Annotated in this window: 16 protein-coding genes; 9 read left to right on the top strand and 7 right to left on the bottom strand. The window is 38.8% G+C overall.

From position 1 onward, the window contains the following. Together H6G79_RS31280 and H6G79_RS31275 are read left to right on the top strand one after the other, a co-directional pair. Positions 1 to 381, top strand: a 381-nt coding sequence (locus H6G79_RS31280; RefSeq protein ID WP_191049393.1) for a hypothetical protein, incomplete at its 5' end; no start/stop codon positions are given. Next, positions 378 to 1,061 carry a hypothetical protein gene (locus H6G79_RS31275; RefSeq protein ID WP_191049392.1) on the top strand — a complete coding sequence of 228 codons (684 nt, stop codon included), beginning with the start codon at positions 378 to 380 and terminating at the stop codon, positions 1,059 to 1,061. The genes H6G79_RS31280 and H6G79_RS31275, both read left to right, overlap by 4 nt. Before the next feature lie 76 nt (positions 1,062 to 1,137). Here H6G79_RS31275 and rsgA read toward each other — a convergent pair whose 3' ends face one another. Further along, the gene (gene rsgA / locus H6G79_RS31270; protein ID WP_190594304.1) at positions 1,138 to 2,199 is read right to left on the bottom strand and encodes a ribosome small subunit-dependent GTPase A; all 1,062 of its coding nucleotides are present in this window, start codon (positions 2,197 to 2,199) and stop codon (positions 1,138 to 1,140) included. Positions 2,200 to 2,599: 400 nt separating this feature from the next. Here rsgA and H6G79_RS31265 point away from each other — a divergent pair, with 400 nt between their 5' ends. From H6G79_RS31265 to H6G79_RS31245, 5 genes are all read left to right on the top strand, one after another. Next, positions 2,600 to 2,875, top strand: a complete 276-nt coding sequence (locus tag H6G79_RS31265) for a hypothetical protein (RefSeq protein ID WP_190594303.1) — start codon at positions 2,600 to 2,602, stop codon at positions 2,873 to 2,875. Between the two features lie 218 nt (positions 2,876 to 3,093). Continuing rightward, a complete protein-coding gene (locus tag H6G79_RS31260; RefSeq protein WP_190594302.1) occupies positions 3,094 to 3,930 on the top strand; it encodes a hypothetical protein in 837 nt (278 codons plus the stop codon). Continuing rightward, positions 3,927 to 4,805 carry a hypothetical protein gene (locus tag H6G79_RS31255; protein ID WP_190594301.1) on the top strand — a complete coding sequence of 293 codons (879 nt, stop codon included), beginning with the start codon at positions 3,927 to 3,929 and terminating at the stop codon, positions 4,803 to 4,805. The genes H6G79_RS31260 and H6G79_RS31255 overlap by 4 nt, the downstream gene beginning before the upstream one ends. 13 nt (positions 4,806 to 4,818) lie before the next feature. Continuing rightward, complete coding sequence (locus tag H6G79_RS31250; RefSeq protein WP_199331664.1) at positions 4,819 to 5,502, top strand: ATP/GTP-binding protein; 684 nt, start codon at positions 4,819 to 4,821, stop codon at positions 5,500 to 5,502. Further along, positions 5,503 to 6,099: a DUF6753 family protein gene (locus tag H6G79_RS31245; RefSeq protein ID WP_190594300.1), complete on the top strand. Its 597-nt coding sequence runs from the start codon at positions 5,503 to 5,505 to the stop codon at positions 6,097 to 6,099. It begins immediately after the preceding gene. A 32-nt stretch (positions 6,100 to 6,131) separates the two neighbouring features. On the opposite strand, the gene H6G79_RS31240 is transcribed toward H6G79_RS31245, so the two are convergent. Further along, positions 6,132 to 6,794: a response regulator gene (locus H6G79_RS31240; protein ID WP_190594299.1), complete on the bottom strand. Its 663-nt coding sequence runs from the start codon at positions 6,792 to 6,794 to the stop codon at positions 6,132 to 6,134. Positions 6,795 to 6,964: 170 nt separating this feature from the next. Here H6G79_RS31240 and H6G79_RS31235 point away from each other — a divergent pair, with 170 nt between their 5' ends. Continuing rightward, positions 6,965 to 7,687 (top strand): HAMP domain-containing sensor histidine kinase, encoded by a 723-nt coding sequence (locus H6G79_RS31235; RefSeq protein ID WP_190594298.1) that lies wholly within the window; start codon positions 6,965 to 6,967, stop codon positions 7,685 to 7,687. Further along, entirely contained in the window at positions 7,671 to 7,913 is a 243-nt protein-coding gene (locus tag H6G79_RS31230) for a hypothetical protein (protein WP_190594297.1), read from the top strand. The genes H6G79_RS31235 and H6G79_RS31230 overlap by 17 nt, the downstream gene beginning before the upstream one ends. On the opposite strand, the gene H6G79_RS31225 is transcribed toward H6G79_RS31230, so the two are convergent. From H6G79_RS31225 to H6G79_RS31205, 5 genes are all read right to left on the bottom strand, one after another. Beyond that, positions 7,910 to 8,545, bottom strand: coding sequence for a hypothetical protein (locus H6G79_RS31225; RefSeq protein WP_190594296.1), 636 nt, complete (start codon positions 8,543 to 8,545; stop codon positions 7,910 to 7,912). The two genes, H6G79_RS31230 and H6G79_RS31225, sit on opposite strands and share 4 nt — an antisense overlap. A gap of 64 nt (positions 8,546 to 8,609) precedes the next feature. Beyond that, positions 8,610 to 9,383 carry a hypothetical protein gene (locus H6G79_RS31220; RefSeq protein ID WP_190594295.1) on the bottom strand — a complete coding sequence of 258 codons (774 nt, stop codon included), beginning with the start codon at positions 9,381 to 9,383 and terminating at the stop codon, positions 8,610 to 8,612. Between the two features lie 2 nt (positions 9,384 to 9,385). Next, positions 9,386 to 13,423 (bottom strand): DUF3854 domain-containing protein, encoded by a 4,038-nt coding sequence (locus tag H6G79_RS31215; protein WP_190594294.1) that lies wholly within the window; start codon positions 13,421 to 13,423, stop codon positions 9,386 to 9,388. A 32-nt stretch (positions 13,424 to 13,455) separates the two neighbouring features. Further along, positions 13,456 to 13,965, bottom strand: coding sequence for a relaxase/mobilization nuclease domain-containing protein (locus tag H6G79_RS31210; RefSeq protein WP_190594293.1), 510 nt, complete (start codon positions 13,963 to 13,965; stop codon positions 13,456 to 13,458). 19 nt (positions 13,966 to 13,984) lie between these two features. After that, complete coding sequence (locus tag H6G79_RS31205; protein ID WP_190594292.1) at positions 13,985 to 15,790, bottom strand: type IV secretory system conjugative DNA transfer family protein; 1,806 nt, start codon at positions 15,788 to 15,790, stop codon at positions 13,985 to 13,987. Between the last annotated feature and the right edge of the window lies 1 nt (position 15,791).

Here is a 15,791-nt window from a genome sequence, read left to right as displayed (position 1 = left end):
GGCTGCTGGAATCCAAAGGTTTGTCACAATCGCCGTTCCTTCTACCGCAACCGCAACAAAGATGATTCTGGGCAAATTGAAGCGATCGCCGTTGAGCCACCCGCAACATATTTTGCTGTGTTGTACTTGTACAAAGAAACAGGGGATAAGCCCTTGCACGCCTTGGGTGCAGAGTTATGGTTGGGGCAAAAGCCAATCTGTCGTCTAGAGCCGATTCACTGTTTTGGACTGACGGCGGGTAAGATCCGCGCTTATACAGATCAGGTGTTGCAAGCATTTGCTAAACAATATGGTATTTCGTTGTATCAATATAAGGATATGTTTGAAATTAGCCCCGCTCACTGTCCAGTGCGGCCTTGCCCCCTGCATCCAGAACAATGACTACCTATCGTCAGTTAACTATCTGGGATATTTTAGAAGAGATTTCAGTTGCTCCACCCACTGCAACACTTGTTCCGGTATGGCAATGTTTAGATACCGAACTAGAAAATTTATCAACAGAAGAACAGTTATCAACCGCCGCTATAGCTTTTAATCAAATAGCAGATATTCTCCTGACTCGCGCAGAAATTTTGTTGGAGGATGTAAATGCTCAAAACGATACTGAGGGGCCAGTGATTAGCACAGATATCTTTGCTGGGCTAGTTCGGACAACGATGCAGCTGGATTTGGATGACTTAATCGAAGAACCACCAGAGCAGAGCTTTAGACCGCATGGGCCACACCATTTCACTTATCCTACGACTAGCATTGATTCAGTAGCGGCTCCGGTCGAGAAACAAAATGTCTTGACAATGCTAGAAATTCAGACTGTAGAGGATGTTCATCGGTTGGCAGGGGATGAGGATGTCCAAAAATGGACTAGGGCGATCGGGGTGTATTTGGAACAGACTAAAAGTGAAATAACGCTGACCTTACTACAACAGAAATTGAAAATGCCGATGGTAGAAGTGTGGTTGGGATTGTTGCTGGGTGGCTTTACGTTAGAGCAACGAGGGGATTTTTATGAAAGTGAAAATGTCTGGGTAACGGGAAGTTCTTCTTTGAGTTCGATGCTCTAGAAATGATCTCGTCAAAAGAGAGTGATTATAACCCCGATTTCTTGAAAAAATCGGGGTTATTAAAGCTGATCAGATATTAATGCTGGTGATGATTTCGCATGGCTTTATGAATCTTCTTCCAGCGTTCTTTCTGGGCTAATTGCGCCCGTTGGTCTTGTTTGCGGACAAGATAGTTGAGTTCTTTTTGCAATTTTTGGTAGCCCAGAAATCTGGAATAATCGACTTCACCCTCAAGTAATGCTTGTTGCACTGCACAACCGGGTTCATTGTGGTGCTGGCAATTGCGAAAACGACATTCTGCGGCTAAGGTTTCGATGTCTGCAAAAGTTCCTTGCAAACTTTCATCACCTGCCCAAATTTGAATTTCTCGCATTCCTGGGGTATCAATAATGAAGCCGCCTGTTGGCAGTAATATCAATTCTCGATTTGTAGTGGTGTGTCTACCTCGGTCATCACCTTGGCGCACTGATTGCACAGCTTGCACTGATGCACCTTTGAGTTGGTTAGTGATTGTAGATTTACCCACACCAGAAGACCCTAGCAAAGCAACTGTTTGTCCTGGTTGGAGGTATGCTTTCAAAGCATCTAGTCCTTGATTGTTGGTAGCACTTAATATTAGAATTGGTACACCAATGGCAACAGCTTCCACTTTAGATATACACTCATCTAAAGAGTGGCACAGGTCAGCTTTATTTAAAATGATGACTGGATTCGCCCCACTTTCCCAAGCCAAAATGAGATAGCGTTCTATTCTTCTAGGGTTAAAGTCGCCATCAAGTCCACAAACCAAGAACACGGTGTCAACATTAGCTGCAACAATTTGTTCTTCGGTTTTACTACCAACTGTTTTCCGTGAAAACTTACTTTTTCTCGGCAAAATTCCGTGAATGGTAGCGCGTCCTTCTGACTCTCGTGCCTGAATGATAACCCAGTCTCCAACTGCGGGAAAGTCTTGTGGTTGAGTAGCTTGATGTCGCAGTTTCCCTGTAACTTTTGCTGCTAGTTCGCCTTGTTCGCTATAGACGATGTAAGTATTTCTGTATTCAATAGCAACCCTACCAACGCTAAATCCTTGTTGGCGATAGGGTACGAAACTGTGAGTAAAAAAGTCACTCCAGCCTAATAAATCCAAATTCATTGATATTTCCTTGATGTGTGCTGCTTGCTATGCACAAGGCGCACATTTTTGATCGCAGAGAGTATCATTCCTGTAAATGGAGGACTGAATGCAAATCTGTGCGCCTTGTATTGGTTTGTTTGAAGAGAACCCGGACAGCTAGAAATACAGTCATCTTTTTTCCTCGCTTTTATACTACAAAAATAATTTACATTACTACATTATCTCATTTTGGAAAAATTAGTCTTAAAAGCTTTCTTGCATTCGTATCTTACCTGATGAGTCTGGCGGTTGGGTATTCATTAAGGGTTTATGCGACTGTCCGGTATTGGCGGCTATAAAAGGACACTTTCTACTTAGTCAGCAACGCTCACGGGAATAGAGGGAAAATTACTAATACAAGTATACTACCGAGAAGTCTATGAGCGAAAACAGCAGCACCTACAACCACAATGGCAAGCCCCCCAGTCCCACAAGCGAATCGCTACAGTTGGCTCATCGATTTGTAAAGGCGATCGCTGAATACAACTGGACAGTTGACTATGTAAAGTTCTGTGAATTACTGGAGCTTGAGCCAGGGGATTTTGCAGATGAGCAATACCGATATTTTCAGCAGTTAGCGGAGGCACTCACTCGATTTGATGCGGAGTCTCTAGCAAAGATGATTGATGCGGGGGAAGCGAAGGTGGACGGGTGAGTGCGATCTGCTTGGCGAATACATATATACCCGGATTTCTCACCACACCTTTCAAAGCCTGTGCAGGGGAGCAGGGGGGAATGAAGGTACTCTCCTCCCAGCCCCTCTGCTTCTTATCTCTCCCTTTACAATAAAAAGTTAATAAAAACAATAGACGGAAGTACTAATTATTTTCACACATTCAGAGATTCCGGTGGGATTTTCTGTGTGTCATATTTATGACGCTACTAGAAAAAAAGAAGATGGTGAAAATTTGGACATTCTGGGAATTTGAGCATTCATCAAAAAATATTATTCGAGTAATAGATGCCCCCCAGGGTTTAGAGCTATTTGCAGAAGATGTATTTCAAATTATTGCTCCAGAACTTAATAACGAAAAAATTATAGTGATGGGCATCAAGATGAATCAAAGATGTACATCTGTAGAGGGAAAAATAGTAGCCGTTAATACACTGGATGCTTTAGCTATTCATGCTTTATCAGGTGTGGTAAAAGCAGACGTTATTAGACAATTAATGCAATGGGTGAGAAGCAATATTTTGCCTGTTTTTAAAAGAGAAAGTCCGCAATCAGAGTATTTTTATTACTCGGTTCAAAAAATTGATTTTCAACAAAAAACCTCATTATTAAGCTATTTATTCCTCAAAGGGATTCCGGCAGAAGAAAAAGTAATTGATTTTTACATGGATATACTTTATAAAAAAATTGCTTTATCAGAATGTAACAATAGGGATTATCAGGCTCAGGCAACTTATTTTGAAATAGTTCAACAAATAATTCGACCTTTTGTCATCCCCGTCTCAAGTAATTATAAAGATTTTTATGACAGATTAGTTTTACGTTCTGCCAATTTGTTGAATGCTCAAGAGCTTGATTTGCATGTATTTAATGCCTTGAAAAAACAACAAGATATTGAAATCCTAAATATCATGAACCAAGCATTGATTATCCAAGCGGTAGAATCTACTGCTAATAAATTTATTCCTGATGTGAAGAAATTTTATTTACAAATTCTGGAGCATTTTTCAGAAGAGATGAATGCAGGCTGTCAATGATTAAAAGAAAGAAAAAAGGAAGAACTGGAATGACTGATGCAACAGAAGCAATCAACACCAATACTGAAAACACTCAAAATACTACTGAAACCTATTCTCGGAGACTAATTATCACAACTGGAGACAAAGGTGGAGTTGGCAAATCTACGTTCACGCGAGGTTTACTGCAAACCTATTTAGATGTAGGCAAATCTTTCGTGGGATTTGATGCAGATATTTCTAATTCGCAACTGTCCAGATACTATGGAAAACATTGCACAATAGAAAAACTGGATATATTTAAAGAGGGGGGTATAGACGCTTTCTTTATTCAAATAAACAAAATGATTAATGAAAAAAAACCTGAAGATGGAACTAAGCAGGAAGAAGAATTGTTTCTATTGGAATTACCACCACAATCAGGAAAAATATTCCAGAATTTTGTTGAAGATATGACTTTTTTGGAAACAGCCTTGTTGGATTATAAAATTCGTGTAACGATAGTGGTAGTACTATCTAGGATAATTGATTCCATTAATCAATTTGTACATCTGCATAGTTTTTGTAGAGACATGGCGGATTATGTAATAGTAAAAAATTTATATTTTGGAGAAGAAAAGGAGTTCACTTTATACGATGGCTCCGAAAAAGTAAAAGCCATTAAACAAAGTATTTCTAACACTAAAACTCCGTTAATTGAAATTTGTATGCCTAAGTTAATAGCACATGCCTATGAATATTTAGATGCAAAAAACATGACTTTTAAGGCAGGAATGGAACAAATGGAAAATCCGGCTGTAAAAGGAAGAGTTAAGGGGTGGCTAAGAAACTTTAAACAAGAAATTGAACCAGCGAAAGGAATTTTGGGTTTGGATGGTTTGAAAATTGACTCCTAATAAAAGAATAATTATGACTGTAGGCGATTCGCGTGTGGGAAAGTCTACAGTTTCTAAACTGCTAATCGACCTACTTCTTCAACAAGAAAAAAAGGTCAAAGTTTACGATCATGATAACCGTCAAAGATTGAAAGCTTATGAAGAGGTGGCAATAATCGAAAAGCTTGATTTTTTTGAGGATGAAACAGACAAGTTTTTAATGACTTTAAACAAAAGAGAATTTGATGTCCTTTTAATTGATATGCCCGGACAGTACATCAATAAAATCTGCCAGTACATCAATCAGGTGGAATTATTTAGTCTCTTGGCTGACTATAAGTGGAAATTGACCTTTCTCCAACCAATATCACATAGATTGGACTGTCTTGATTATTTGAAAACTCTGCTGGAGCTTGCTGCCTTTAATGCTAATTATGTAGTAGTCAAGAATCAGCATTTTGGTACTCGTTTTACAGAGTATCAGTCAATCCAGCATAAATTAGCACTAGTCGGTGGTGTTGATGTTGAGCTAACTGGGTTGCATAGAGAAATGTATGAAGTCTTAGAAAGAAGGGGTAAACCTTATTCAATGGCCTCTAATGATATGTCTATTTATCTGATTTATCGGCAATATATTCACCAATGGATTAAAAAATTTTCCACCTCAATATTTAGCAAAAACATAGCGATTCAATATTTAGGCTTGGAGGCTAAATAAATGCAAGTAGGCGAAATATTACAGGGATATTCAGAAGCCGAGCAAAAACGCATATCTCAGATGTGCCAAGAGATGGGCATTTCAAGGGATGACCCCATGTTTCAGCTAATGGCAACATTGGGAAGATATGAGGAGACAATCATTGACCACCAAGCCCGAACCGAGGCAATGGTCGAAGCTTGGGCAACTCTCATAGACTCTAAGTTAGAGGACACAAGTAAAGCAGCCCAGTCAATGCACTATACCGTTATCTCCAGTGCGGTGCGCGATGTATTGAAAAATATGCAAAATCCCCTATCTTTGCCAGAAAATAATGGAAAGATAGGGGTTTGGTTGTGGGCAGTAATTGGCGGTGTATTGGCAGCCGGTGGCTTGCTTGGTTCTTTGACAACATGGAATGTTGTTTCAAACTTGAGTGGTAATCAAACAATAGTAGTATCTCAAAATGACTTAAAAGTATTGCAGTGGGCAAAAACGAAGGAGGGTCAACAGATGTATCAGACATTGTTGCAGAATCAAGCAGCGATCGCCGCCTGCCAACAACGAAAAGAATTGCAAGGTTATTGTCTGATTCGGGTTAGAAGTAATCAAAAATAAAATCTTGGCTGTTTTAATTGCGAATTGTAGAATCATCCAACCCTTAAATCTTCTGACTCTAAATAACCAAGTTCTTTACCTTTAATAATGGCTTGGGTTCGATCTCTTACGCCTAGCTTTGAAAATAAATTGCTGGCATGTGATTTTACCGTACTCACGGAGATATACAGTTTTTTTCCGATTTCATCATTAGAAAAGCCACGACCTATTAACTTGAGAATTTCTAGTTCTGTTTTGGTTGGAGTCTCGCGCCATTTTTTTCCTTTAATCCTGTTGTTATTGTTCTGCCAATTTACTAAGAATCGTCTAGCGATTTCTGGGTCGATAAAAGGATTACCGTTATATGTACAGGTGATGGCTTGCTTGATTAATCCTACGTCTGTCTTTTTTAAAATATATGAGTCCGCCCCATTTTGAAGGGCAGCGTTAATTACATCTTGCCCAGAATAGTAAGTCAAAGCAATTATTTTACTTTGACTTGTTTGTTTAAGACTGTAAATGACATCTAACCCAGACATGTCAGGCAAGCCGATATCAACTAGAACTATATCTGGATGCAGATCGGCAACTACCTTTATCCCTTCATTTCCGTTAGAAGCTTCTCCGCAAATCTCTAGTCCTGGCTCCTGAGATAAAGCCGATTTGATTCCTAATCTAGTTAGGCTTTCGTCTTCAATAATTACTATTCTGATCATCTTAATGTCTTGATTAAAATCTTTCTAGTATTTATAACATAAAGTTTTTATTAATATATATTCTTTTCCTGGATTAAAACAATTAAATCTAATCAACAGCGTCAGTTTAAATAATTTGACTGGATTTGTTGTAAAATAATTTAAATATGTTTTGTCAAGGAGAAAATTTAATGTCTAGCTTGACTGACAATGTAAATTTATCTGCTTTCGTCCACGATGTTCTTAATGGACTAGGTAGCACATCTTTGATTTTGAATCAACTGATCAATGGCGTACATGGGCTTTCTCAGGAAGAGGTAAAATCTTTGTTATCAGCTGTTTTACAAACAAACAATAGAATTGTTAATTTAGTTGAAGCGCAAAAAGTCAACCCAACAAACTTTGTGAGTCGGATTGATATGTTATTTTTTTTACAAAACTTATATTTAGAATTTTCTCCACTAGCCCAAGCACGATCTCTGGGACTGCATTATGTAACCATGCAAAAATACAAACACGGAACAACAGTAGTAGGAGATACTACAGGCTTAGAAAGAATGCTTTCTAATCTTTTGCAGAATGCAATTAATTATACTGAGTCTGGAGATATATTCTTGCGCCTTGCTAATCAAGATAATAATTTAGTGATCGAGATTGAGGATACTGGTATTGGGATTGCTCCAGAAAATCTAGAGAATATGTTTCGCCCTCTGTGGAGATCGCTTGATAGTCAAGGGTCAGGCTTGGGGTTGTATGTTGTCAAGTCTGTAGCGATCGCCCATGATCTGAAGCTCACTGTTAGCTCAAAACCAGGTAGAGGGACGAAGTTTACAGTAGTATTTCCCTATAAAAAAGAGAGCCACTACGGACTCTCTTGTAACAGTGGGGGTTGGGAGAATGCGATATCTGCTTGAGCCTAAGTTTCTGGATCGGATCGAAGCTGCAATTGAATTTTTGATCATGATCGCTCTAATCATCGCCGCCATCATCAAATTTAATACAGACTTAGTGGAAGCTGCATTTTATGTGGCGATGGCAGCGATCATAGCTCCCTTCTCAGGAGTAAACAAGGCAATAAGACGGTATTTAATGCTGGGGGGATTTTTTCTGGGATTATTCGCTGGTTATTTTAGTAGTTAGCTAGGCTTTGTTTTCTTCCATTCGTCGTAAGAAGGACAGTCAATCCCAGGGAGCAATCCGTAGTCAGTGTAAGGTCTTAAAAGCGCAACATTGCCAGCTTGCTCTCGAATCTTGCTTTCCTTTTCTTCCTTGGAGAGTTTTTCGACTCTGATGTTGCTGGAGGTAACGGGGTTGTTTGGTTTAACAGAAAATTCTCGAACTAGATACAATTGCTCGTTTTTGGGTGTCCCTGATGTTAGACATCCTCTTGATTTAATAAACACACTAAAATCAATCCAACTCCGACTGTGAAGTATTGGATTGGGGACTTCCTCTACACGAACATCTCCCACAGTCCCCCACATATAAAGCGGCTCATTGTATCCTTCGAGGGTAGGATATCTCGCTTCATCGCATCCATTATTAATACTTCTTTTTAGATTAACCTTTCCATCCCCACAAACCTTCCAGAACACTCTGTATAAATCGGGAGTGCTATCGACAAGAGATTTGATCTGTTTTTCTTCTTCGGCTTTTGCCGCCTCAAGTTGTTTCTGTCGGGCGGCTGCTGCTTTTTCTTCTGGTGACTGACATGCAGACAAGAACATCGTGGAAAGCATAATAGTTGTCATCAACAAATATTTTGTTCTCATAGGAAACCTCTTAGCAATCAATTGTTAATTAAACCTAAAATTTTCAGAGTAATTTATCATGTTTTTAACCATCAAGTTCAATGTCTTTGTTGTGATCCTTGGCTGGAGAATGATTTCGTTGAACCTGCCGATCAAACGCAATGAGTCTATTTTTTTCTTCTAACGAAAGCTTATCTAGGGTAACGTTAAACTCATTGCCATCATCTTTGTGAGCAGAAAAGGCTAGTCCTTGTTTTCCTTGCTTCCTGATGATATTGATGCGCTGCATCCCTTCTTGAGCTAACAACTGTAGTCTGTATATGATCCCGTCATACACTCGTCCTTGTTCAGTGTCCTTACCTTTTGTAATGACGGTATTTATGGCAGCAGAAATCAGCGATGTTTTAACTGTTTCTGTTTCTGCTGTTTGTATTTTAGGAGGCTCTTGAGGCTGTTGTTTCACCGTTGATTTGTATTGTTTTCGTCCTGCATTCAGAAATCTTTGGACATAACTTTGCTTTCTAATCTCAATTAATTTATCAACTCTGTTTGAGGTATTTGACTCTGCTACATTGGACTGTTGAGTTACACCAAACTTTTGAAGATAGTCTTGGTAATATTTGTTTTTAAGATTTTGTTTGTATGCTTCGGTCTGTTGGGATTTTTGAGTGAGAGTTGTCCTAAGTTCATCCTGTATTTGTAAGCGATCTCGCTGGTGTTGGGGTTCATTAACCAGTGATGGTGTTGGCGGATTACTTTCCATAATCAGCCCCAGTCTGTAAGCCATTATGTTATTAGAGAATCCACTGTCACGATTGACAGTACTGATGGTTTCAATAACTGTGGTTTTGTTTTCCATTGCTATAATTCAACTTCATTAAATTTAGTAGTATTCCTATGCTGTTGAGGCTTGATCACCTCAATTTTTGGACTATAAGTATTATTAATAGCTTTTTCTCGCTCACACCTCAAATCATCTAAAATTTGACTGAATGGAGGGAGTGAGATATCAGATTTTTGATTACGATTAAGTTCAACTTCACGTTGAACCACAAGTTTTTGGTAGAGTTCTCGTTGCTCTCCAATAGTTAGTTTACCAGTTTCTTTTAGTTTTTGGCGCAACGGATAATTCCATTGATCTGCTACACCAGTCCATTTTTTATTAACTTCTAAATCTTGCCAATGTTCAGCAAGTTCAGAATGAAGAGGTAATTGAGTATCACGAGTTTGGTCATGATTAGTTTGATTATCAAGGGGAGATTGTTGTCTTAAATCTTTGACTATATAATTCAAAGGAGAAAGTACAATATTAGTTTTTTCTTGGGTGCGAATTTCAACTTGAGCTTGAGCTTGGATAACAAAATAAAGTTCACGTTGTTCACTAATAGTCAGTCCTTGATTAGTTTGAATTTTGTCCCGAAATTCATTACTTGCTTGTTGAGCGACAGGATTCCACCGCTTACTATCCTCTAGTTCTTGCCAAGCTCTTTGAAGTTCAGGATGAAGCGGAAGAATAGTACCATCAGATTTTATAGTTTGACTTTGGGGTTTAGGCGCAGTTTGTCGTTTTATGGGTCGTTCTATTGTTGTAGTAGATGTTTTTGAGCTTTGTGGTGTGTCTGCTGTAGTAGATGTTTTTGAATTAGCTGATCCCTCTGTAGTGTTAACTGTATTTTGGTTTTGTGGTTGTGCTGTTGCGGTTGCTGTATTTTTAGTAGGTTGTTGCGTCAAATCTTTGAGAATATCATCCCAAGGTGAAAGTGCGATATCAGTTTTTTTGTGGGTTAAAATTTCAGCTTGAGCTTGAGTATGAATAGCAAAATAAAGTTCGCGTTGTTCATTAATTGTCAGTCCTTGATTATTGTTAATATTGGCATGAGTTAGATTACCTGAATTTAAAAATGCAAAAGGAAGAATCGAGCGACCATTATAATCAACAGGGAGCCATCGGTCATTATGCTCTATCGCTTGCCAGATTTTTTTAAGCTCAGGATGAACAGGAAAAGTCTCACCGTTAGAGTTGTTAGCTTGAGGTGGTTGCTCAGTAGTTTCTAATCTATCAATATATTTAGCCAGTGTTGGGTGAACAGCCACCTCAGTATCACTCGTTACGTAAGGATTTACGGTAGTAGCTTTTTGGGGAATATCTAGTTTTTGTGCAAGTAACCTGAGCTTATTTAAATCGAGTTCATTTATAGCGAGAGTTTTTACTTGATAAGTCATCCCTGATGGGGTTTTGTTTATATCAAAACTAGCAGCAACCCTTGTAGTGCCATTGTTGTCAGTTTTCAACAATTGCAGACGTGATGAATTATCTTGCTGACTTTTCTGATAAAGTATGCGATAGTTCCCTAAAGTTAAATCATCACGCTCAAATTTAGAGAGCGTTTGTGCGAGAACCTCAAAAACTTCTTTCTGCTTGAAACTTTCTAAAATTGCATGTGTACCTTTTGGTGAAAGAGAGCCAAGAGTGTTGGCAATTTTCCTGGGATCTTCATCAAGTGATGGAAAATTTTTACCAATACAATCAAATACTAATAAAAACTCTTGCCGTTCAACGCTCAACATATCTTGAGGTTTTTGGGTGACTCGGAGGGTTGGTTTTGCCGATTGATCTGCTTCAAAGGTCATCAATACTTTCTTGTCACTACGGCGAAAAATAGTATAATTATCTCCATTACTCTTAATAGCAAAAGCATCGGCTTGATAAATAGATATTTCTTGATCACCATCTTTACTTTCTTGCCTAACACCATAATTTTTAACTAAATGGAAAGCAGCCAAAGCTATTTCTCCATTTTCTCGTTCTTCTAGTCTCTTCCTGGGTTGAGTTTGTAGGTATTGGGTTACTCTCTGTTGCCTAGCCCAGCTTTTAGTTTGCTGGTTTTGAGAAGGCGAGAGTTGGTTTGAAACTTCTGGCGTTGGAGCCTGTTGCTTCTGTTGATGGTAATCAGCAACTATCTGATCAAAATCAGTATTAAACTGGGGGGGCAAAAACGTTGGTAATCCAGGCATTACTGGCAGTGTAAAGTCTGGTTCTGACTCGGATTCTTGTGCAACTACTTTTTTTCGAGGAGTGTTATCAAAAATTTCTTCTACTACTTCTTCCCCCTGGGGAGTAACATTAACAGTCCCATCGCCTTTTTGCTCATAAAGTCTGATTTCTTGGCCATTTTTCAAAAAAATAGTCAGGCGTAAATCTAGCTGTTGATTGTTTTTGTGCCAGTCCTCTAAGGGTTGAGCTTTTTGGGATAAATCTTCAAACGCTCTTGCTCCTTGTGCAACTATAAAATCATCAACACCTTTTTCTGTTCCTGGTAGTTGAATTACATTGACGTTTGCTCCAGTTGACTCTAAAAGTTGACCTGTGCGGTAAGTGGCGATAGCAATATTGCGTTTGGTTTTGGATTTGGTTTCGTAATCAAAACAAATGTTGATGTGGCGCTCCTTAGTAGCAAAAACAGCTAATTCATCGTGTAACACAGGCTGAATTTGATTACCTAACTCATCCTTGCTACGATACCCCGCATATATTCCAGGTAGTCCAATTGCTGCATAACCCTGACTTAACAGACTGGCGGCTTTTTTGGCTCCCTCTGTGATTGTAATTGGAACATTATGTTTCCAGACACAGTACCAAAATCCACTGACGCGATCTCTCTCAGATGGCTGTACTCCAACTTTGGAGTACACTTTGTTAGCAATATCATCTGGGACATCTAATAAGAAAATACTCAGTTCAGTTTTTGGGGGATGTTCATATTTAATAAATTTTCCTTCTACTATCTGTCCCGCCGCATCTTTTTTTGGTCTGGGTGTGTTTGGCTTAAAACATCCCCACAATTTATTTTCGGGTAGTTCTCCAGGCTGTAAATTAGCAAAACTTCGAGGGTCAACACCAGCATTGCACCACCAACCACCCTTTTCAATATGCTGGTATCGCTCTAAATCTGCATCCCGTAGTCTTCCATCATTGCGTCGGGAAATTTTTTCACTATATATAAGATATTCCCAGGCTTGATGTTGCTGTTCTACACTATCAAAGTCTAAACTTTCAAAATTTAATTCGGCAATAAACGGAGATATGGCGCTTCCTTCTACAATTTCGCGCCAATGATTTGGCTCTAAACGGCTTACAGAAGCATCAATGGTTTTTGAAGATTCTCTGTGTTCTACAACTGAAGATTTATTGACAAGAGTTTGTTCAATTACTGTTGTATTTTGAGACGCAGTATTTTTTTCAATAATTTCATTGTTAGAAGTAGATTTGGTGGCAGTATTGTCGGTAGAGGGATAAGATTCCACGACCACTTCACTAGTTGTATTAGGTGTAGATTCCGCATTAGTTTCAAAGTCAGAGCTTTTTACAGACTCGACAACTGCTTGATTATTTGTGTTAGGAGTTGATTCTGTTTCGGTTTCAGGCGTACTCTCTACGGATTCAGTGACTTTTTCTTCAGTTGTATTAGTTTTAGACTCTGCTGTATCTGAAAATAATGTTTGATATATTGCTTTAATAATGCGTTTATCAAGTCCATCTAGTTTCCCCTTAAACTCATTTGTATCAGACTTAGGCTCTGGCGTATCTGAAGTAACTTGTTCTGCTAAAGTTTCAGATACTAATTCATTTAGTTCCTCCTCAACTTCCTTGGTGGTAGGAACAAACTTATTAGCTGATTCATCATACTTTTCCCACTTCCATCCCCCATCTTCATCAGGGGTCATGATATATGTTTCTTCTCCAACTTCTAATTTTAATTTGTTATCTAATTCCTCCTTAATTCTTTGAATAATTTTCTCACATAAAAAATTAACTAAAGGATAGATGGCTGTCCTGATAAAATACTCACTGTTCTTTGTATATACAGAAGATAGCTGAAGATGTCGTTCGTCAAACATAACTCGCTTCACTCGAATTCAAAATTTACGCATTATAAAACAACGGATCTAAAATCAGAAATTCTGGTAAAATTAAATCTTCTTAATTGCGACTTGTGACTTACGACTTGCGAATTATTTATGGCTTTTCGTAAAATATCATATTGTTCTACTGTAGCTCCCAAGCAATTCAAATCAATCAAATTACCATCAATAGTTACTCTATTGAAAATCAAATGAAATCTGGCATATCTCCCAGAATTTTCTACAAAACCCACATACTGTAAATCATTCCAGCCAATCTCTTTGATGTATTCTAGTAAAATTTGTTGACAATTGTTTTCCAGCAAAATTGTCGGAGTATTGTTGAGAGATATCAAGCAATAAATTCCTAGTTTCTTGAGTTTCGGGCGCTGGCTCGAAAGGAAATTAAAATTCGCAATTATTTGTAAGTGAGAAGAGTTAATATCTATTAAATTACCCAAGCATGGGTTTTTAGTTTTAGCTAATTCTGTGATGATATTAAAGTTGTTAATTGTTGATTCATTGATTACCATTCGCATTGTTATATCCTCTTCTCTGTTAAATAAATACATCTGCGTCTGTTGGGTTAGAATCCGAGGATTCCGAATTAATCAAAGAACTAACCTCTGATATACTAAAGGGAGAAGGATTCTGAGCATTTTGAGGAGTTTGTGGGAGAGGAAAACGTACATTAATCTCGGCACGTCGAGATTCCACATCTTCCTTTGTCGGAAATCTTTGTTGACTTTTCCGAACCAAATAAGAAACAAGCTTTGACCAATGTTCCTCGTTATATGCTTCGATGTTTTTCAAGTGTCTTGAAAGTTTAATATTTTTTAGTAAAGGTACTGAACCTTCTTTTTTATTAGCGTAAGCAGGGTTAATGAAAACGCATTTACCCAATGGTAGTTTCAAAAATTGTGCTGGCTCAAATAGCTTTTTGGTTTTTTCTTGATCGCTGGTAGTAGTATTCGCCTTACCTCCACCAGTAGACCGACTTTTGTGTTTATATTTGATTTCTTCATCTCCTAAAAAGCTCGAAAATAATTGAGCCGAGTCATTCTCCCCAGGATTAAAAATAAACTTTGTACTGCAAGCACCAAGAATAGCCCTTGCGACTTCTTTGCCATAATTCTTCTCTAGCTGTGCCATATTCTGCCAGCCTAGTAGTCCGCAAAAACCCTCAGAACGAGATTCATTCAGCCACCTAAATAAATCAGGTAAGTAAATTGAAGGTAATTCATCCAACGCAACTATTAGTGGCTCTTTTCGCCTTTTAGCAATGTTACGGGCAATAATCATGTGTAGAATGCTGGTCATGAGGGGGCCAACAGCTTCACGACGTTCCCTGTCTAGCCCAAAAATAATCATCTGCTTGCCACTGAGTTCCAAGGGCAGGGTCGTTTTACCAATGAAACAGCCGACTGTGTTTTTGGCCATAAAGCGAGTAAACATGATACTGGCTGTGGCAACAATCCCTGCCACAGTTTTTTCAGATGCGGCAGAACTGAACAATTGACCAAAGGCAATCTTAACCCAGGGGTTGAGGTCGCCTCCCATCAGGCGTTGTACCATCTGCTCACTAGACAGTATGGCAGCAGAAGTCATCACATCAGCCTGTTCACCAAATTCCTTAGTCAACATCAGGATGGCTTGAGTTAGCTGATCTCCTGATGGGCCAAAAAAACCATCTTCATTGCTATTATTGAGAATTCGGAAGTTTTTGTTAATGACAGTAGCAATTTGTCTGGCTGTCTCTGCGTCAGAAGAATCCCTCAAGAAATCAATCGGGTTGCAAACTTCAGACTCTGGGAATCCCGGCGCAAAGATGTGAACATCGTAGCCCTGACTCTTAGCGTAAGCAGCAATTTTGGCTTGCGATGGATACTTGAAATCATAGGCAACGATGGAAAACCCTTGCTCAATAGCAGAGTAAATCATCGGGTTAATCGCCCCAGCAGTTTTACCCGTACCGGGAGCGCCAATCGCTGCTGTTCCCCTTTGTACGTCAGGGATAAAAAAGGTAGTGTTGTTACTACTTCCTTTTTTATTAAAGTAATCTCCTACATAAAGTGCGGCACTATCACATTTGGGATTGGCTATTTGTTTGAGTGCCTTTTTTTTGGCAGTAGCAATCTCTTTACTCCCCCCCCAATAACTAGTAGCAATTTTCTTCTTGTTAGAGCTATCGCCAAAAAGTACCCTTATGAGGATGTATGCCGCTAACATGCTCAAAACTGTCAGCCCATTAGGAGTAAATAACTGATAAGTGTACTTGCCAATGTCATCGTTAGGGTTTGTTAATTGCTCAAAACGAAATTGCTGGTTTTTAGCAGTTGATGTGGATGGTAAATTCTTACTCATT

It is taken from the genome of Anabaena sp. FACHB-83 (assembly GCF_014697485.1).
In the GTDB taxonomy this organism is placed as follows: Bacteria; Cyanobacteriota; Cyanobacteriia; order Cyanobacteriales; family Nostocaceae; genus Nostoc_B.
Note: the sequence above shows the minus strand (reverse complement) of the source record. Positions and strands in the feature narration are given on the sequence as shown.